General features: G+C 37.2%; 17 protein-coding genes, 1 tRNA gene and 1 riboswitch. Of the genes, 12 read left to right on the top strand and 6 right to left on the bottom strand.

All coding sequences use genetic code 11. The annotated features are described in order from the left end of the window. Nucleotides 1-160 precede the first annotated feature (160 nt). Nucleotides 161-1003: a hypothetical protein gene (locus GGR21_RS19020; RefSeq protein ID WP_183308853.1), complete on the bottom strand. Its 843-nt coding sequence runs from the start codon at nucleotides 1001-1003 to the stop codon at nucleotides 161-163. Between the two features lie 229 nt (nucleotides 1004-1232). Here GGR21_RS19020 and GGR21_RS19015 point away from each other — a divergent pair, with 229 nt between their 5' ends. Further along, nucleotides 1233-2237: a hypothetical protein gene (locus GGR21_RS19015; protein WP_183308852.1), complete on the top strand. Its 1005-nt coding sequence runs from the start codon at nucleotides 1233-1235 to the stop codon at nucleotides 2235-2237. Nucleotides 2238-2443: 206 nt separating this feature from the next. Here GGR21_RS19015 and GGR21_RS19010 read toward each other — a convergent pair whose 3' ends face one another. Further along, entirely contained in the window at nucleotides 2444-2854 is a 411-nt protein-coding gene (locus tag GGR21_RS19010; RefSeq protein WP_183308851.1) for a lipocalin family protein, read from the bottom strand. 105 nt (nucleotides 2855-2959) lie between these two features. On the opposite strand from GGR21_RS19010, the gene GGR21_RS19005 reads away from it, so the two are divergent. Further along, nucleotides 2960-3184: a helix-turn-helix domain-containing protein gene (locus tag GGR21_RS19005; protein ID WP_183308850.1), complete on the top strand. Its 225-nt coding sequence runs from the start codon at nucleotides 2960-2962 to the stop codon at nucleotides 3182-3184. A 7-nt stretch (nucleotides 3185-3191) separates the two neighbouring features. Here the strand turns inward: GGR21_RS19005 and GGR21_RS19000 are convergent, their stop codons facing one another. After that, a complete protein-coding gene (locus tag GGR21_RS19000; RefSeq protein WP_183308849.1) occupies nucleotides 3192-3425 on the bottom strand; it encodes a hypothetical protein in 234 nt (77 codons plus the stop codon). A gap of 119 nt (nucleotides 3426-3544) precedes the next feature. On the opposite strand from GGR21_RS19000, the gene GGR21_RS18995 reads away from it, so the two are divergent. The 3 genes from GGR21_RS18995 to GGR21_RS18985 all read left to right on the top strand — a co-directional run bounded on the left by GGR21_RS18995 (nucleotide 3545) and on the right by GGR21_RS18985 (nucleotide 6343). Beyond that, nucleotides 3545-4174, top strand: a complete 630-nt coding sequence (locus GGR21_RS18995; RefSeq protein WP_183308848.1) for a recombinase family protein — start codon at nucleotides 3545-3547, stop codon at nucleotides 4172-4174. 420 nt (nucleotides 4175-4594) lie between these two features. Continuing rightward, nucleotides 4595-4732, top strand: coding sequence for a hypothetical protein (locus tag GGR21_RS18990; protein WP_183308847.1), 138 nt, complete (start codon nucleotides 4595-4597; stop codon nucleotides 4730-4732). A 6-nt stretch (nucleotides 4733-4738) separates the two neighbouring features. Next, nucleotides 4739-6343 carry a recombinase family protein gene (locus GGR21_RS18985; protein WP_246348122.1) on the top strand — a complete coding sequence of 535 codons (1605 nt, stop codon included), beginning with the start codon at nucleotides 4739-4741 and terminating at the stop codon, nucleotides 6341-6343. Here GGR21_RS18985 and GGR21_RS18980 read toward each other — a convergent pair. Beyond that, nucleotides 6309-6392: transfer RNA gene (locus GGR21_RS18980), tRNA-Leu, on the bottom strand. The genes GGR21_RS18985 and GGR21_RS18980 overlap by 35 nt on opposite strands. A 153-nt stretch (nucleotides 6393-6545) precedes the next feature. Here GGR21_RS18980 and GGR21_RS18975 point away from each other — a divergent pair. Both GGR21_RS18975 and ahcY read left to right on the top strand, forming a co-directional pair. Beyond that, entirely contained in the window at nucleotides 6546-7628 is a 1083-nt protein-coding gene (locus GGR21_RS18975; RefSeq protein WP_183308846.1) for a mannose-1-phosphate guanylyltransferase, read from the top strand. Between the two features lie 14 nt (nucleotides 7629-7642). Continuing rightward, entirely contained in the window at nucleotides 7643-9061 is a 1419-nt protein-coding gene (ahcY, locus tag GGR21_RS18970; protein ID WP_183308845.1) for an adenosylhomocysteinase, read from the top strand. 57 nt (nucleotides 9062-9118) lie between these two features. On the opposite strand, the gene GGR21_RS18965 is transcribed toward ahcY, so the two are convergent. Both GGR21_RS18965 and clpB read right to left on the bottom strand, forming a co-directional pair. Further along, nucleotides 9119-11050: a S9 family peptidase gene (locus GGR21_RS18965; protein WP_183308844.1), complete on the bottom strand. Its 1932-nt coding sequence runs from the start codon at nucleotides 11048-11050 to the stop codon at nucleotides 9119-9121. A 153-nt stretch (nucleotides 11051-11203) separates the two neighbouring features. Beyond that, nucleotides 11204-13792, bottom strand: coding sequence for an ATP-dependent chaperone ClpB (clpB, locus tag GGR21_RS18960; RefSeq protein ID WP_183308843.1), 2589 nt, complete (start codon nucleotides 13790-13792; stop codon nucleotides 11204-11206). Nucleotides 13793-13951: 159 nt separating this feature from the next. Continuing rightward, a riboswitch (TPP riboswitch) is annotated at nucleotides 13952-14046 on the top strand. Nucleotides 14047-14123: 77 nt separating this feature from the next. Here clpB and thiM point away from each other — a divergent pair. From thiM to GGR21_RS18935, 5 genes are all read left to right on the top strand, one after another. Further along, nucleotides 14124-14918, top strand: coding sequence for a hydroxyethylthiazole kinase (gene thiM, locus GGR21_RS18955; RefSeq protein WP_183308842.1), 795 nt, complete (start codon nucleotides 14124-14126; stop codon nucleotides 14916-14918). Nucleotides 14919-14922: 4 nt separating this feature from the next. Further along, nucleotides 14923-15564 (top strand): thiamine phosphate synthase, encoded by a 642-nt coding sequence (gene thiE, locus GGR21_RS18950; protein ID WP_183308841.1) that lies wholly within the window; start codon nucleotides 14923-14925, stop codon nucleotides 15562-15564. A 7-nt stretch (nucleotides 15565-15571) separates the two neighbouring features. Beyond that, complete coding sequence (tenA, locus tag GGR21_RS18945; RefSeq protein WP_183308840.1) at nucleotides 15572-16225, top strand: thiaminase II; 654 nt, start codon at nucleotides 15572-15574, stop codon at nucleotides 16223-16225. Between the two features lie 17 nt (nucleotides 16226-16242). Continuing rightward, nucleotides 16243-17055 (top strand): bifunctional hydroxymethylpyrimidine kinase/phosphomethylpyrimidine kinase, encoded by an 813-nt coding sequence (gene thiD, locus GGR21_RS18940; RefSeq protein ID WP_183308839.1) that lies wholly within the window; start codon nucleotides 16243-16245, stop codon nucleotides 17053-17055. Nucleotides 17056-17632: 577 nt separating this feature from the next. Further along, the gene (locus GGR21_RS18935) at nucleotides 17633-19924 is read left to right on the top strand and encodes a TonB-dependent receptor (RefSeq protein ID WP_183308838.1); all 2292 of its coding nucleotides are present in this window, start codon (nucleotides 17633-17635) and stop codon (nucleotides 19922-19924) included. Nucleotides 19925-19937: the final 13 nt, after the last annotated feature.

Here is a 19937-nt window from a genome sequence, read left to right as displayed (position 1 = left end):
TATTTAACTATTCCAAGAAATTATGGCTTAGAAAAACCTAATATTAAACCTTGAAAATTTTGCCCTACTGTCAGATCTAGTCTAAACTTTTACACCTTATTTAAGTATGATAATATTGAAATAGTTTAATAATATTTTAACAATCATCTTTTTATTTAAATCATTTGTCCTCAATAATACATATTTCAATATTATCAATATGAGTTATAATATCTTCTAAATCTTTTAAATCTTCATGTTGATAATATAGCATATCTTCATGAGTAAAACTTTCGTAATCATTGAATGTACGCTCACCTAAAACAAATAAATATTGAGGATTTCCCTCTATATCATGTTTCTGTATTATTAATCTTTCGACCTTTTCTTTATAATACTTTCGTACTAAAATAGAATATGCAGTGATACTATCTTTATTTTCATAAGGTATAAGCAGGTCATTATAACCAATCGGGAACTTTGTTTTACATGTAACAATGCCTTTTCCATATTTTATCTTGGTTTTTCTGTTATGCTTCTTTTTATCAGGAAAAAGAGAATGAATAATTTTTGTATCCTTATAAGTAAGTAAATGATACTTCTCTCTTTGCTCATCAGTATATGAATATTCTCCTGTATATTTATCAAAAATATCAGGATGATTATTTTTAGTTATATTTTTATTATCAGAATTAAAAATAGCATCAGCAACTTTGATAAAATCAATAATAGGCATCATATTAGGATGAAATTTACTTGGTTTATCCAATTTAAAGGTTTGCAACTCATTATTTTCTATCCAATAATTTTTAAATGAAAAGAAGCCGTGTCTATTATTTAGATGGGTAAAGCCTGTATCCTCATTCCCTTGTGTAACAATTAAATGATTTATTTTTGATATAGTAATTATATTTGTTTCATCAGAATCTCCTGACATTACATATGTGTCTAAATATATATCTAAGTTTTTTTCAGCTTCTTCTATTATTTTTTGTCGCTCTATAATAGTAAATAGTTTTTCCATTTTCCTTATTTTATATGGTATTATAGCAAATATAATTTAAAGTTGTTAGACAATTTTTGTTTTCCATATAAATATTTCCATTAACTATTTACTTATTCATTTCAAACCTTTATTATTTACTTAAAACGCATTCTCTACTATCAAGATAGGGAAAATGTAGCCTGTAGACTACACATGATAAATCCAATTATGGGAATCTACATGAAAATAATGAGTAAATAACTTTAAAATGAATAGTTATGAAAACAAACACTTAAAATTTGATACTGTAAAAATTAGAACCAATAAAGAATATTTGAAAGAAACTTGTATTGAGTTTAATAAGAATTATAATAAACATGGAGATTTGTTAGGTATAAATTATAGTTCCAAATATGATAAATCAGTTCCTTATAATTTATATATCGGAATAAGCTATCCAAGTAAATCATTAACCTTAGAATTTTCATCTAAAATCTTATTAGATGATTATCCTAAATTGATAACACAAACAACATTTAGGCAATGTTTAGAAAATATAAATAAGTTAGGTATATGTACTATTGATGTAGATAGTATCCTAAATGATTGTTATTTCTCTAAAGTCCATATAACGAATGATATTGAATTTAACTTGACTGATAATGTCCTTAGTAGTCTTAATACATGTGTTGGAAATCCTCGCCGTTTTAATTGGATACATTATAAGAATGAAGGTATCCGGTTTACTAAAGATGTGAAGTCTGAAAGTTGTAAGGAAAGTATTGTTATATACGACAAAGAAAAGGAAATAGAGAAAAGTGAAAATAAGAAATTTCTGTCAGAAGTTGAAAATCCCAATACAATTAAGAATTACTTTGAAGGCAAAACACGTTTTGAAATGGAACTGAACACACCAAAGAGAATATGCGAATTTTTAAATACAGAAAACACTCATATTAGTAATATATTTAAGTCTAATGTTAATCCGTTGCTTACTCAGTTTAATAAGGTATTTAGATATGGTGAAGTAGAGTGCAAAGATTATATTAACAATTATGAAACTTATGCAATGGTAGCTATAATAAAGAAGCACAATGGTGACTTAAAGAAAATACACCAAGAAATGAAAGACCTCTACATTTATAGCCCTAATTCCCGGAATGGTTTAGCTGACCGAATGAAGAAAATTACAGCACTTCATTTCCAAATGTGCAACCAAAGCTATAATTCTAATCAAATACTGTCTGAAATCAGGCAAAAACTGAGCGAATAATGCCTTTCTTAAGATAGTAAATGACCCGTTCAACTCGTCAATTTCTTGTCGGAATCCCTGTGTTTATGTAGAATTTGCTTAATTACTTTTGTCCGGTATATAAAATATTGAATTTTGTAGCAAAATAAAAATGTATCAATATAATCTATAAATAGACTTATTGATACATTTCTTATTGTGTCAGTTTAATGTAAAAGGTTAAAAAGTCACTCTACTCTTTTATATGTGTTAGTAATGTAGCCCGAAGAAATAGGATTTTTCACTTTGGCAGTGAAATGAGTTTTGTTTAGTTCAAGAATTTCAGCAGAGAAACTCAGTCCCCAAATTGTAGATTTATAATTAAAGTTGTTACCATCAATTACCCATGTACCCACATCATCGGTTTCGTCACCATCTCCGTTGGAGTAAGTGCCATCAGATTTGATATTAAATATCCAATTCTTTTCGTCCTTATCAATACCTTGAGACGAAGATTCTATTTTCCATTTACCAATAATCAAAGATTTAGAATCTTCTTCTTTTTCGTCATCGTCATCACTGCTACAGGAAGGAAGACAAAGACTGAAACAACACATCACTACCATTACTGATAGAAATTTGAAATAATCCTTTTTCATAATTATGATTTTTAAGTTTATAATCGTGGCAAAAGTATATAAACTTTCAAATACTGACAAATATGTCAGTGAAAAAGTTTTAGTAATCAGCGTAATTTGCATTATATGAATAAACAACGCTGTAATACTGAGTTATTGGCTAAGATTGCTCAACGAATAAAGCAATTGAGAATGGATAAGGGAGTTTCGCAAGAAACTTTTTATATTGATACTGATATTCATATAGCGAGAATAGAAGCAGGTAAATCAAACATTACAGTATCAACTTTAAATGATATTTGTAGCTATTTTGGTATCTCTTTAAGTGACTTTTTTTCTGTCATCGAATAATATTATATTAATCTGTTTTAGAATGGCTTTTTTGAATAAGATGCCCTTTTCGAATTACAACTCTATCATTCTCATATTTTGTCAATAGCCCTCGGTTATATAAAGTCTGTGCAGCAACTCCTATTTGCCAATCCTGAAATATTTCATATATAGCTTGTATTGAACCAAAATAATAATGTTGGTCAGTTTCCTTGCAATATAGATGGATTACTTGTCTGTCTTGAGTATATTTTAAAGCCATATGATAATAATTTTTTACAAAGATACAATGTTTTAGTAAATATAGACTAAATAACTACTGATTTTGTTTGGTAAATATATGTATTATAATTACCTTTGGGGTATAATAAATGATATAATATGAAATTACGGGTTGTGTTGTATGCGAGGGTGAGCTCAAGTAATGGAACTCAAGATTATCAGCGTCAGATAAACGATTTAACGGCGTTTGCAAACCAAAATAACTATGATATTGTAAAAGTGTTCGCCGAAATGGTTAGCGGTGCTAAAAAGAACTCAGAACGTCCTGTATTAATAGAATTGATTGACTTTGTTAATGCCAATAATATAGATAAAGTTTTGGTCACAGAACTTAGTCGCTTAGGTCGTGATACACTTCAAACATTGCAGGCAATAGAATTACTTAATCAAAATAAAATATCCCTGTATATACAGAACTATAACATTGAAACACTAACATCAGACAAGGAAATAAACCCAATGTCACAATTCCTCATTACCATACTTGCAGAAGTAAGCCGGATGGAGCGCAAAACTATCCGGGAGCGTGTTGAGTCCGGCTATAAAAATCATTTAGCTAACGGCGGTACTGTTGGTCGTAAGGTCGGTTATAAAAAAGATAATGAAGTAATAAAAACTCAATATATAGAAGATATTAAGTTATTACGCAAAGGTTATTCTTTAAGAAACATTCAAAAGATTACCGGAACTTCCGTGAATACTTTAAGAAAAGTAAAAACCATAATTTAATCCCGGGGTAGGTATCCCCTACCTACCCCCGGTTTCACGTATCCTGCGTTTAATAGTTAAAATATTATCTTCATATATATATGCGTACCATTCGTTAGATAAATATATTGCCTCTATCTTTTTCTATTTTAAAAAAAAAATTCTAAAAAAATTAAGCGATAAGAAAATCATTATCAATACCTTATAGTCTAATTGTGAAAATATATATAAAAAAGCTAATTAGAAATTTCTGTTTTGATTTTTATATCAGTAGATTTGTTAAAATCAAAATAGATACTTATTCGGTTATCCGTATAGGGTTACATTTTGCATTCAGTAGAAGTATTGGATGTAGATAGTCTATTATGTCTACTGTGGTCTATAGCGGTAGCAGATATTAGATATAGACAATGAGAATAAAGAGAGTGAAAATGATTATTAATGTTAAGTTTAGAAGCATGCAAGAAAATTTTAAATGCAGGAAAAAGAAAATACACAGATGATGAAATAAAGCTAATAAGAGAGTATGTTTTCTTTTTAGCTGAATTACAAATAGAAAATAATATAATTGAAAATTAAGAAGTTATGATGAATAAATATAAAAATGCAGTGATATATTGTAGGGTAAGTAGTGATGAACAAGCAAAAGGTACAAGTCTTGATTTTCAAGAAGCGTCTTTAACAGAATATTGCAGAAGAAATAATATCAATATTCTGCATGAGCCTTTTAGAGAAGATTACAGTGCTAAAACATTTTCTAAAAGACCTGAAATAAAGAAAATGATGAATTTCTTAAAGTCACATAAGAATGGGGTAGATGTCGTATTGTTTTATACATGGGATAGATATTCACGAAATTTAGAATATGCTTTAACCAATATTCGCCAATTAAAGAAATTAGAAATAGAGGTAAATTCTATTGTAAACCCTTTAGATAATAATTCTTCTGACTTTCCGACTATGTTAGGAATTTATATAGGGAGTGCAGAGTCAGAAAACAATAAAATATCATTAAGAACCAAAAATGGTATTCATGAAAAGTCAGAAATGGGAAAATGTACAAATAAAGCTCCAAGAGGGTATAAGAACGTAAAAATAGACGACCACAGCAAATATGTAGAAATAGTTGAAGATGAAGCTATAAAAATACGTCAGATATTTGCAGAAGTAGCAAAAGGGGTGGAAACCCCAACCTATATAAGGAAGCAATTTGTACGAAAAGGATACAATATACCTGAAACATCTTTCTTTGAGATGTTAAGGAAACAGTTTTATATAGGAAAAGTGTTTGTTCCTGACTTTGTGGATGTAGCAAACGGACGTAAGGTTATTCCTGCCCATTATGTAGATGGGCTACATGAGCCTATCCTTAAAACTGAAAAAGAGATTGAAGACTTTTGGAAAGTGCAAGAAGTACTTGATGGTAAAAAGAAGAGTACACCTAAGTTATCAAGAAAAGTACATCCTGATGCTTTTTTAAGAAAGTATTTGAAGTGCCCTGTATGTGGTTCAGCTATGACAGGCGCACCAAGTAAAGGAAATGGTGGTACTTATTATTACTATAATTGTAGTAAAGATGGAAAACATTTTAGATGTAGAGCCGAAAATGCAATTGAAGGATTTACTAAATATCTATCATCATTAAAACCCAATAAAGAAGTATTAAAACTATATACAGAAGCTTTAAAATTCTTGAATAAAACTAACAATGAAGAAAAGGCAATTGATATTCAAAAATTTGATATTGAAATTATGAGAATCGAAGAAAGAAGAAATAAATTAGAAGATGGTTATTTAGATGAAAAAATAAAACAGAATGATTACGATAGGATGAAGGAAAGATATACGAAAGAGATTGCAGTCATTCAAGAAAAAAAGACAATAGAAGAAAACCTAAACCGTTCTAATATCGAACCAAAATTGAAGTACTCTATTGACTTGATAGACAGGATGGATTACTATATAAAAGAAGGTAAAGTTGAAGTGAAATGTAAGCTATTAAGTTCAATGTTCCCCGAAAAAGTAGTTTTTGATGGGAAGTCATATCGAACCAATTCTTATAATAAGGTACTTGATTTAATTTATCAGCAGACCAATGAGTTACGAGGCGCAAAAACAAAAAGCGGAGAGAGTTTTTCAACTTTCTCCGCCTCAGTACCCAGAGCCGGGATCGAACCGGCATGGAAGTGAATCCACTGGTGTTTGAGACCAGCGCGTCTACCAATTCCGCCATCTGGGCTTGTGAGGTGCAAAAGTACACATATTTTTGATATATCAAAAATTGGGAGGAAACTTTTTTAACCAAGAGTTATATATTTTTCATAGCTATTGTTATTCTTTTGTTTTGTTTGTATTTTAGTATGATGTAACTTTGTGTAAATTTTATAACTATATGGATAATACAAACAATTACTGCGTTATAATGAGCGGTGGCATAGGTAGCCGCTTTTGGCCATTTAGTCGCGAAGCCAGACCAAAACAGTTCCTTGACTTCTTTGGAACCGGCAGATCACTTCTGCAAATGACAGTAGACCGGTTTAGCAAAATATTACCTGTTGAAAACATCTACATTGTTACCAATAAGGAGTATGCTCAAATGGTGATGGACGAGCTTCCCGAACTAAAGCCTAACCAGATATTATTAGAGCCTATGCGCAGGAATACCGCTCCTTGTATTGCATTCGCCACCTACCATATCAATTCGTTTAATCCCGATGCGAATATTGTAGTTGCGCCATCAGACCATCTAATACTTAAAGAAGACGAATTTGTTACAATCATACAAAACGCATTTGCTTTTGTTGAAAAGCATAATACGCTACTCACTTTAGGCATCCGTCCCAGCCGTCCGGAAACAGGTTATGGTTATATCCAAATGAGTGAAGAGAAACTTGATGGAGTTACCAAAGTAAAAGTTTTCACGGAAAAACCAAATCTTGAACTTGCTAAAGTATTTTATGAGAGTGGAGAATTTCTCTGGAATTCAGGCATATTTATATGGAATAACAGAACGATATTAGATGCGTTCCATCAATTTTTACCCGAAATAACTAATAGATTCGATCAAGGAAAGGAATTATTCGGTACTGATAAAGAAAAAGCCTTTATCGACGAAAATTTTCCATTTTGCCCCAATATTTCCATCGATTATGGTGTGATGGAGAAAGCAACGAATGTGTATGTTCAGGCAGCTGACTTTGGATGGTCCGATCTGGGTACATGGGGATCTCTTTATGAAATATCAGATAAAGATGAAGATGCAAATGCAGCCTTGATAGCGAATATATTATTCTTTGACAGTTCGGAAAATGTGGTAACACTACCGGCTGGAAAGCTGGGTGTCATTCAGGGACTGGACGGCTACATAGTTGCCGAGGCCGACAATGTCTTACTCATATGTAAAAAAGAAGAAGAACAACGCATCAAACAATTTGTAACTGATGCAAAACTTAAATACGGAGAAAAATATATTTAACAACAAAAGATCTTATGTCAAAACAACTCATTCCTGATCAGCCGTATATGGTAGCTGATATCAGTTTAGCTGACTTCGGAAGAAAAGAAATAGAAATAGCCGAATACGAAATGCCCGGACTAATGGCACTTCGTAAAAAATATGGTACGACCAAGCCTTTAAAAGGCGCACGTATAATGGGATCACTCCATATGACAGTGCAAACTGCCGTATTGATTGAGACATTAACAGAATTAGGCGCTGATGTCCGCTGGTGCAGTTGCAATATTTTTTCCACACAAGACCATGCCGCAGCTGCAATAGCCGCTACCGGGGTACCTGTCTTTGCATGGAAAGGTGAAACGCTGGAAGAATACTGGTGGTGTACCGAACAAGCGCTTAGTTTTCCCGAAGGAAAAGGACCTAATCTGATAGTGGATGATGGAGGAGACGCTACTTTACTTATCCACTGGGGATATAAAGCCGAAGAAAACGCCGGATTCCTCAACAAACAAGCATCCAGCAAGGAAGAGCAAGTCATACTGGACACAATTTCACGTATACTGAAAGAAGATGATAACCGCTGGCATCGCACAGTTGCAGAATGGAAAGGCGTATCGGAAGAAACAACAACGGGAGTACACCGCCTCTATCAGATGATGGAAAGAGGAGAACTTCTTGTTCCGGCCATCAACGTAAACGATTCTGTTACAAAATCGAAATTCGATAACCTGTACGGTTGCCGCGAATCACTTGCCGATGGTATCAAACGTGCTACCGATGTAATGATTGCGGGAAAAATAGTAGTGGTTGCAGGATATGGTGACGTAGGCAAAGGTTGCGCCCATTCCATGCGCTCTTACGGAGCCCGTGTACTCGTTACCGAAATAGATCCTATCTGCGCTTTACAGGCAGCTATGGAAGGATTTGAAGTAACTACGATGGAAGATGCCGTAAAAGAAGGAAATATCTTCGTTACCACAACAGGAAACCGCGATATCATTACCATCGAGCATATGGCACGGATGAAAGACCAGGCTATAGTATGTAATATCGGTCACTTTGACAATGAAATACAAGTAGACAAACTGGTAACCTTCCCTAGCATACAGCATACCAACATCAAACCTCAGGTAGATAAATACACATTCCCCGACGGACATTCTATTTTCTTATTAGCCGAAGGCCGTCTGGTAAATCTGGGTTGTGCGACAGGCCATCCGTCGTTTGTAATGAGCAATTCATTCACAAACCAGACTCTGGCACAAATCGAACTTTGGATACGTGATTATGAGGTAAATGTATACCGTTTACCAAAACATCTCGATGAAGAAGTGGCTCGCCTGCATCTTGAACAAATAGGAGTAAAACTTACAAGACTCAGCCAGGAACAAGCTGATTATTTAGGTGTGCCAGTGGAAGGGCCGTACAAGCCTGAACATTACAGGTATTAAACTATATCTATAGAATAGAAAAGCCCGATTAAATCGGGCTTTTCTATTCTATTCGGATTATTTCTCTTTCTTCACAGTATCTTTTAAATGTTCACCTAAGAATTTCTCCATAGCACGGTAGAAATCAAATCTGTTTTCTTCGTTATGGAACCCATGACCTTCATTGTCCTTCACCATATATTGTGTTTCCACTCCCTGTTTTTTCAAAGCTGCTACTACCTGATCCGATTCATCTTTATTCACGCGCGGATCATTAGCTCCCTGAGCAATAAACAACGGAACTTTTATTTTATCTACATGGAATACAGGTGATGCACTGGCCAGCAATGTACTATCCGCTTTCGGATCACCTACCATCTCATACATCATATCAAGCATTGGTTTCCAGTACGGAGGAATTGTATTTAAGAAAGTAAACAGGTTTGACACCCCCACATAATCCACACCACAGGTATAAAGATCAGGAGTGAATGTCAATCCCGCTAAAGTTGCATAGCCACCATAGCTACCTCCATAGATGGCTATCTTTTCCGGATTGGCTATACCTTTGCTCTTCAGCCATTCCACACCATCGGTAATATCATCCTGCATGGTTTTACCCCACTGCTTAAATGAGATTTCCCAGAATTTCTTTCCAAAACCAGTCGATCCACGGAAATTCATCTGGAAGACAGCATATCCTCTGTTAGCCAAAAACTGCACTTCCGGGTTAAAGCCCCAGCTATCGCGAGCCCAAGGGCCTCCATGAGGATTTACCACTACAGGAAGATTTTTAGCAGTCTCCATTGTATATCCCTTAGGCAGAGTAAGATATCCCTCTATAGTCAATCCGTCACGGGAAGTGTAAGTCACACAATTCATTGCAGCCATATTATTTTCATCCAGCCATGGATATATATCTGTGATATGCGTAAGTTCGTCCTTTTCTACATTATAAACATAATATCCTCCCGGAGTTTTATCATTGTATGTACGAACGATCATTATATCCTCATTCTTATTCATGCTGGTTATCCCGAATGGTTTATTCGAAACTTTCGAAGTAATTTTTTCGAAAACACTTTTTAGCTTATCATCGAAGAAATGACGACGAACCCCATCATGAGCCATATAAGACGTCACCTGGAGCTTTTTATCTTTTCTGGAATAGCTTGCTCCTGTAATATCATATTTATCATTTTCATACAGCATCTCAGTCTCTTTAGCAGTCTGAGGATCATATATTATCAAAGCATCCTTATCTCTGCCAATATTTGATATGGCATATAGTTTTTGATTATCCGGAGTAAAGAAATAAGGGCTTAGCGTTTCCTTAAAGCTCGTTGTTATCAGCGTCTTGAAAGGCTCTTCTTCTTTATCCCTGTACAACAGGCTTTGATTGACTCCGTCCAGAGCAACAGCCACACGAAGTTTTCCGTCATGATCGGTCATCCATCCCTGAATATTACCCGGGTTTTCCGCAAGCATTGTCATCTCTCCGTTTTCTATATTTAAACGGTATGGATCAAATATCTGAGGATTCCGTTTATTCAGACCGATTATTACCTCACTTTCAATATCAGGCAGATCATCGATAATCATTGTCCGCACCTTCTCAAAAGCAGTCAAAGGCAGTAGATTGCTACCATCAATATTTACGCCATAGAGCTGGAAATTCTCATCTCCGCCTGTATCTTTCAGGAATAATATACGATTATTGTTTCCCCAGAAATACCCGGAAATATCACGTTCGGTCTCGGAAGTAATCCGCAAGGCCGAATCGCTACCGATTTTCTGAACAAAAATATTCATACGGCTCTCATATGGAGCTTTGTAAGAATAGTATTGTCCGTCAGGAGAAATCTGATAAGATGTTTTGTCGGGATTCTTAAAGAAATCCTCTAACGGAATAACCGGTGCCGGTTCGGGAGTTTTGTTACAAGAAACGATAATACCCAATGTTAAACAAATAAAGGCAAGTACGCCCAATGATAATGATTTCCTTTTCATAGTCTATAAATTTAATTACCACTAAAAGTATTAGTCGTGTAAATGTATTAAAAAATCACAGACAATCAACTATTCTTTATGATGTTGATAAACAGCAAAAAAAGGACGATTCAATATAAAATTAGAATCGTCCTCTATGATATTTACTAAACTTTAATTCTTAAAAAATAATACCCCTTCAATTACATCCACAATAATCGGAGCTGATTTATTAATACTACCTTCAAGCAGCTTCTTAGATAACGGATCGAGTACCAGATGCTGAATTGCACGCTTCACCGGACGGGCACCAAATTCAGGATCAAAACCTGTTTGAGCGATCCAATTAACAGCATCACCTGTAAATTCCAGTTTTACACCGTTATTGTCCAGCATTTTCCTTACCCCATCGAGCTGTATGCGAACCACCTGTTCTATCTCTTTCATATTAAGTGGCTCAAACATAATGATCTCATCGATACGGTTCAGAAACTCAGGGCGAATATTTACTTTCAGCATATCCAGTACCTGTTTCTTTGTTTTCTCTACGATTTCATCGTGATTTAACGGAGTGATACCTGCAAAATTTTCACGTATCAATCCCGAACCCATATTAGATGTCATGATAATGATCGTATTCTTAAAATTGACTACACGCCCTTTATTATCGGTTAGCCGCCCGTCATCCAATACCTGCAACAGAATATTAAATACATCGGGATGTGCTTTTTCTATTTCATCAAACAATACAACTGAATAAGGTTTACGGCGGATAGCTTCAGTCAATTGCCCACCTTCATCATAACCCACATATCCCGGAGGTGCTCCGATAAGGCGGGTTGCGCTGAATTTTTCCTGATACTCGCTCATGTCGATACGTGTCATCATATTCTCATCGTCGAACAGGAATTCGGCCAAAGCTTTCGCTAATTCTGTTTTCCCTACTCCAGTCGTACCGAGAAAAATAAACGAACCGATCGGGCGTTTCGGGTCCTGCAATCCAGCACGGCTACGGCGTATAGCATTGGCCACAGCGGCAATTGCTTCATCCTGGCCAATGACACGTCGATGTAATTCATCTTCAAGATTCAATAGCTTATCCTTTTCACTCTGTAACATCTTATTTACCGGAATACCTGTCCAACGGGAAACCACATCAGCTATATCAAAAGAGTCTACCTCTTCCTTCACCATAGCCTGATTACCCTGCATCTGGTGTAATTGCTCCTGCAATTTAGTAATGCCGTCTTCCAATTCTTTGAGTTTACCATAACGAAGTTCGGCAACCTTTCCGTAGTCGCCCTCGCGCTCGGCTTTCTCTGCTTCAAACTTGACATTTTCAATATCTATCTTATTTTGCTGAATCTTATTGATCACGTCTTTCTCCGATTGCCATTTGGCCTTCAGGTCTTTCTCTTCTTCTTTCAGCGTACTGATCTGTTTGGATAGTTCAGTTTCTTTAGCTTTATCGTTCTCCCGGCGGATGGCTTCCCGCTCTATTTCCAATTGTTTGATACGGCGGCTCTTTTCGTCCAGTTCTTCGGGAACAGAATCCACTTCCATACGCAATTTTGCTGCTGCTTCGTCCATCAGGTCGATAGCCTTATCCGGCAAAAAACGGTCTGTGATATAACGGCTCGAAAGCTGTACTGCGGCAATAATAGCCTCATCTTTGATACGCACCTTATGATGATTCTCATATTTTTCTTTCAGCCCGCGAAGAATAGAAATAGCATCCATCTCGCTAGGCTCGTCTACCATCACGATCTGGAAACGGCGTTCCAAAGCCTTATCTTTCTCAAAATACTTCTGATATTCATTCAAGGTGGTAGCACCAATAGAACGAAGTTCGCCACGAGCCAAAGCAGGCTTTAGAATATTAGCGGCATCCATTGCCCCTTCACTTTTTCCTGCGCCTACCAGTGTATGTATTTCATCGATGAAAAGGATGATTTCGCCTTCCGACTTGATTACCTCATTGACTACTGATTTTAAACGCTCTTCAAATTCACCTTTGTATTTTGCTCCGGCAATCAAGGCACCCATGTCAAGAGAATAAATCTGTTTACTCTTTAGATTTTCTGGGACGTCGCCCCGGATAATACGATGTGCCAGCCCTTCAGCGATAGCCGTTTTACCGGTCCCCGGTTCGCCTATCAGTATCGGATTGTTTTTTGTACGGCGGCTTAATATCTGTAATACACGACGGATTTCGTCATCACGGCCGATTACAGGATCGAGTTTTCCATCCTTAGCCCGCTGAGTCAGGTTTATCGCATATTTTTCTAATGACTGATATGTATCTTCAGCCGACTGGCTGGTCACATTATTGCCTTTCCGCAATTCGCTGATAGCAGCTTGCAGGTCTTTTTCGTTTACGCCTACGTCTTTTAGCATCTGGGCTGCAGAACTTTTACCCGATAACAAGCCAAGTAAAAGATGTTCGATAGAAACAAACTGGTCTCCCATTTTCTTAGCATAATCGGCCGCTTTGTCCAAATCAGAATTACTCTCACGGCTCAAGTAAGGTTCTCCTCCCGAAACTTTCGGACAGGAATCGATATCCTTGTTCAGCACCGATGTAATATGTGAGGGATTTGCACCTAACTTCTGGAAAAGAAAGTTCACAATATTCTCTCCGATAAGGATCACTCCCAAAAGGATATGAGCAGGCTCGATAGACTGCTGTCCCTTATCCCTTGTTATCTCAACTGCTTTCTGAATAGCTTCCTGAGATTTGATAGTAAAATTATTGAAATTCATATATTTAATTCTCCTTTTATATTCTAATTTTTATAACAGTTGTCTGATATTATCCGTTCAAAATATTTGCCAAAACAATCTTTTTGACAAAATGTCAGTTTTTATATATTTACTCGTTTTTATCCCTTTCTTCGATTTTTTTATGTAAGTTTGTGGTGTGCGTACTGTTAGGGGTGCTTAAGAAAGAGCTGAGATTAAACCCTTGAACCTGATATGTTGTAATTGGCATCGTAGGGAAACGGTAAAATCTATAAGTATATAATTTATCAGATATATTTACCAGCCGTTTCATTTGATGAGACGGCTTTTTCATTTAAAACACGAATTAAATATGATTAATATTTCCAATTTAATACGGGATCTGGAACTGGTCAGAGAAAAATCGCCTTTGATACATAATATCACAAATTATGTAGTAATGAACAACACAGCCAACGGACTGCTAGCTGTAGGGGCATCCCCTGTTATGGCACATTCGCTCGAAGAAGTAGCCGATATGGCGAGTATTGCTTCTGCCCTGGTAATAAACATAGGCACGCTTGAGCCTGAATGGGTAAAAGCAATGCTTATTGCCGGGAAAACCGCATTAGAAAAAGGTACTCCCATAGTATTCGATCCTGTAGGCGCAGGAGCTACACCATACAGGACAAATGTATGCAAGCAGATAATTGAAGAGTGCAAACCATCTGTTATCAGGGGAAATGCATCTGAAATAATGGCATTATGCAACGCCGGAATACAGACCAAAGGGGTGGACAGTACCGATTCTTCCGACTCTGCTCTGGAGTCTGCAAAAACATTAGCGAGAAAAACGAATGCAGTAGTCGTTATCAGTGGGCAGACCGATTATATTACCGATGGTGACAATGTACGCACAGTCAAGAACGGCAACCCGATGATGGCCCGTGTAACAGGCATGGGATGTACGGCAACTGCGGTGGTTGCCGCATTTACGGCAGTGAACCCAGACTTGCTGGAAGCCGCCACGCACGGAATGGCGATAATGAGTATTGCCGGAGAAATCGCAGCCCACAGATCGTCGGGAAACGGTAGTTTACAGGTGAACTTTCTCGATGAACTATACAACCTGAATGGTGATACGATAAAAGCCAATATAAAATTATAAACCTATGTTACCTTTCGACCTGAGCCTGTATCTTGTAACCGACCGTAGCCTGTCACTCGGACGCACATTGAGCGAAGTGGTGGAAGCTGCCGTAAAAGGTGGTGTAACAATGGTTCAACTGCGCGAAAAAGATTGTTCCGGCAAAGAGTTTTACGAACTCGCCATGCTAATGAAAACGCTGCTGAAACCGTATAAAGTTCCGTTGATAATAAACGACAGGCTCGATATCGCGCTGGCATGCGACGCTGATGGCCTGCATATAGGACAGGACGATATACCCTACCCTATAGTCCGCAAATTGATGGGGAAAGATAAGATCATAGGCCTTTCGGTAGAAAATATAGAAGACACGATAGAAGCGAATAATCTGGATGTCGATTACATTGGCATATCCCCTGTTTTCAGTACACTGACGAAAACAGACACAGCCTCGGCCTTAGGGTTGGATGGCGTAAAGGAAATTACCCGGATAAGTAAGCACCCGAGTGTAGGTATTGGCGGCATAAACCAGTCGAATGCCAAAGATATAATACATGCCGGAGCAGATGGTATTTCAGTCGTATCGGCTATTATGTCAGCGAACGATCCAAGTCTGGCTGCTTCGGAGTTAAGAAAAATAGTAAATGAGTCGAAAAACAAAAAATGAATAAAATATGAAATGGAGTGAAACCGCATGGAAGAAAGCAGAACCAGTCTATAAACAGATACTTGAACAACCTTTTATACAGGAATTGATAGATGGCTCGCTGGATAAAGAAAAGTTTACGTTTTATATTCAGCAGGATGCACTTTACCTCGCCGAATACGGAAAAGTGCTTACGGGCATAGCCTCTAAACTAAGTAAACCGGAACATATAGAAGCTTTTATCCACTTTGCAGGAGACAGTATAGCTGTAGAAAAAGCATTGCATGAATCGTTCGTAAGTAAAACAGAAAGCAATATTAAATCAGAAGCATCGCCAAGCTGCCTGCTATATATATCTTACCTGTTGAGGCAACTCGCTAACTCTCCGGTCGAGGTGATTGTTGCGGCTGTGTTACCTTGTTTCTGGATTTACAAAGAGGTGGGAGACTATATATTGGCCAATCAGACAAAAGGACACAATCCCTATCAAAGCTGGATAGATACTTACGGCGGCGAAGCTTTCGAAGATTCGGTAAAAACGGCTATCGCTATCTGCGATGAACTGGCTGAAAAGTGTACCGAAGAACAACGTAAAGCAATGACCACAGCTTATGTGATGTGTTCCAAAATGGAATGGTTATTTTGGGACAGCGCATGGCGTCTTGAAAAATGGACTATATAAAACTTGATTAAAAAATTATGAAAAAGCATTATAAAATCGCTTTATCAATAGCAGGTAGCGATCCAAGTGGCGGCGCAGGTATTCAGGCCGATCTGAAAACATTTTCAGCTTGCGGATGCTATGGTGCTACTGTGATAGTAGCTGTAGTGGACGAAAACACAGTTGGTGTTACCGACGTGCACCCTATCCCTGTACCATTTGTTACAGGGCAGATAAAATCGGTATTGGATGATATAGGTGCCGATGCCGTAAAGATAGGGATGCTCCACTCCACTGAACTGATATTAGCTGTAAAGAAAACTCTATTGAATTACAATATAAAAAATCTGGTTTTAGATCCGGTAATGGTAGCTACATCGGGAGATAAACTGTTGCAGGATGAAGCTATCGAAACACTAAAAAAAGAGCTGATCCCCATTGTCAGGATAATAACGCCCAATATACCCGAAGCCGAGATACTTCTTGGGAAAAGCATTAAAAGTCAGAAAGACCTGCCGGATGTCGTGAAGGAGCTATCATTTGGTAATAAAGTCTCTGTTATGCTCAAAGCAGGACATCTTTCCGACGAAAAACTTACCGATGTATTCTACAATGCCGAAACAGACGAGATAATAGAACTGACATCCGAACGTGTTCATACAAAGAACACACATGGAACAGGTTGTACATTCTCTTCGGCTATTGCATCTTTTCTGGCTCATGGCTTACCATTAAATGAGGCTGTCAGACAAGCCAAAGATTATATCAACAAAGCCATTATCGCCGGGGCTGATTATGAGATAGGAAAAGGACACGGACCTGTACATCATTTTTTCAAGTATTGGGAGTAATCAGATAAAACAAGGTCAATCGTATAAGACAGATATGAAATAGCGAACAGCTATTCATATCTGTTTTTGTTTATAAAACTGCATTTTTCTTACGGAATTTTATCTATAAGATAAACTAATGAGACAATGTGGTAATATGGAGGGTATCCCAAAAGTATTTTCTGGTTTCTTTTTGTCATATTGAACGCAGTGAAATATCTCTTTTCGGGAGAGTTTAGATCCTTCGTTGCACTCAGAATGACAGAGAGAGTAACACTTTAACAGTGCAAAATCACTTTTGGGACAGCCTCATTTAAAATCCGCAATTAAGGACTTTCGGTTTACAAATCCGAAAGAACGAAAAAGGACGAAAGAACGAAATTGAAAAAGTTGCAAAAGTGTAACTTTTGTAACTTTTTTTGAAACACAGAATAAAAAGAGTAGCAGGAGTTCTTTGTTGGCTGATAACTGAACGATGTGTCACTTTTGTCAACTTTTAACAATTATAGGTTCAAATAATTTATTGAAATCACTACATCTAGTGATTGATAAAGCTACAGGAATGCATTTCCTTTGCATTGCCTAATAAATTAAATTTATGAAAACTTGTAATAATATAAAAAAAATCCATCTTATATTTTTTTCCCTCCTGTGCATTTCAGGACTGCAGGCTAAGAAAGACCTGCCTAAAGACACCTTGTATACAGAATTGAAAAATGATATTGTCATTCTTTCATCCATAAAGGAAACAAATAGTCTGAAATCGTTGCCTGCTGCGGTTTCGGTATTCTCTCCGAAGAATCTGGAGGCTTTACAAATCAACTCTCTGAAGGATTTAAGTGCGATAGTTCCCAACTATTTTGCTGCCGATTACGGGTCTAAGATGACTGCCCCTTTCTACATCAGAGGTATCGGTGCCCGTTCGGGAGATCAGACAGTAAGTATTTATGTGGACAATGTGCCTTATTTCAATACAACATCTTTCGACACCGAACTTTTCGACATTCAACGGGTGGAAGTATTAAGAGGAACACAAGGTACGCTCTATGGACGAAACACAATGGGAGGGCTTATAAATATATATACTTTCTCGCCCCTGTCCTATCAGGGAACTACAATCAGAGCGGGAGGAGGAAATTACGGTCAATTCTCGGGGAATATCTCTCATTTCCAGCAGTTGAACAATAAGATGGGAATCTCTGTCAGTGGTTTCTATAAACAGGATGACGGTTATTTTACCAATCTGTATAATAACAAAAAAATAGACGATCTGAAAAATGCAGGAAGCCGGATAAAGTTTGAATGGAACATAACATCCCGCCTGTCCGCAACCTACTCGTTTAGTTACGATTATGTAGATCAGGGAGCGTTCCCCTATGCCAATATAGCAACCAATGAGATCAATTACAATTCCGATAGTTATTACAAACGTAATTTGTTGACTAATGGCCTTGCCCTGCGATACTCAGGTAAAGGTTTTGAGATAAATTCCACGACAGGGTATCAATACCTGAAAGACAAAATGAATATGGATCAGGATTATACTCCAAAATCTTACTTTCAGATCAATCAAAAGCAAAGACAAAACTCAATCAGTCAGGAGATAACTATCAAGTCGGTAAATAAATCAAATTATCAATGGTCATCCGGAGTATATGGCTTCTATGATTATCTGCATACAACATCGCCGGTATATATGATGGAAGATGGCATCGCCGAATATCTGCAAAAGCCATTGGATGAAGTTCACGGAAATAATCCGCAAGCTCCTAAATTCATTTTTACAGATGACGTAATAGACCTGAACAGCACTTTCAAACGTCCGATCTATGGGGCTGCGATATTCCACCAGTCAACATTTAATAATTTGTTCGGACTTACCGGGTTATCCACAACTTTAGGACTGAGGCTCGATTATGAAAAGACTAAACTTGAATATAACTCGGATGCTCTGGCGAATTTCACCATGCAACCCGCCGGATCGCCTGTCGCCATACCAATGCAAGCGAATGCTATACTTCAAGGAAGTTCGTCTGATGATTTTCTTGAATTACTACCCAAGGCTGTAATAAAATATCAATTCAAGCCGGCCTCCTATCTGTATGCTTCCGCATCGAAAGGTTACAAGGCCGGGGGACACAATATACAAATCTTCGCCGACCTGTTGCAGGAAGCACTCGAAAACAATATGCGGCAGATGGAAGACATGAAAGAAGAAGATATCAACAAACGGATCGCTTACAAACCCGAATACAGCTGGAATTACGAACTCGGAGGACAGATAGATATAATCGACAACACCCTGTCTACGAACTTCGCCTTGTACTATATCGATGTACATGATGTGCAGATAACACAGTTTATCAACAACCGTGGCGGACGTATGGTAAGCAATGCGGGAAAGGCTGACAGCAAAGGTTTCGAAATCGGTTTGAAAACCCGCCCATGCAACGGATTTTATCTTTATGTCAATTACGGACTGGCTGATGCCCGTTTTAAGGATTATATCGTAAAAGACGGGGATGGCAATGAGGTAAACAATTACACGGACAACCATATTCCGTTCGCTCCCGCATCGACTTTCAATGTCGGGGGAAGTATTACCTATGACTTCAAAAGAAAAGCCATATTGGACAGGATATCCTTCGATACCAATTTCTCGGGAATAGGAAAAATTTACTGGGCAGAAGATAATGAAATGTCTCAGGGTTTTTACGGGGTACTCAATGCTCATCTGGCTTTAGAGAAGAATATCTTTACCGTGGAAGTATGGGGAAAGAATATTCTCGACCGTGATTACAATGCCTTCCTGTTCGAATCGATGGGTAATTACTATGCACAGAAATCAAAACCTATGCGCTGGGGTGCTTCTTTGAAAATAAAGTTGTAATTTTGTGCCTCTC

It is taken from the genome of Dysgonomonas hofstadii, from assembly GCF_014196915.1.
GTDB classification, from domain to species: domain Bacteria; phylum Bacteroidota; class Bacteroidia; order Bacteroidales; family Dysgonomonadaceae; genus Dysgonomonas; species Dysgonomonas hofstadii.
This window is presented reverse-complemented; position numbering and strand designations above follow the sequence as displayed.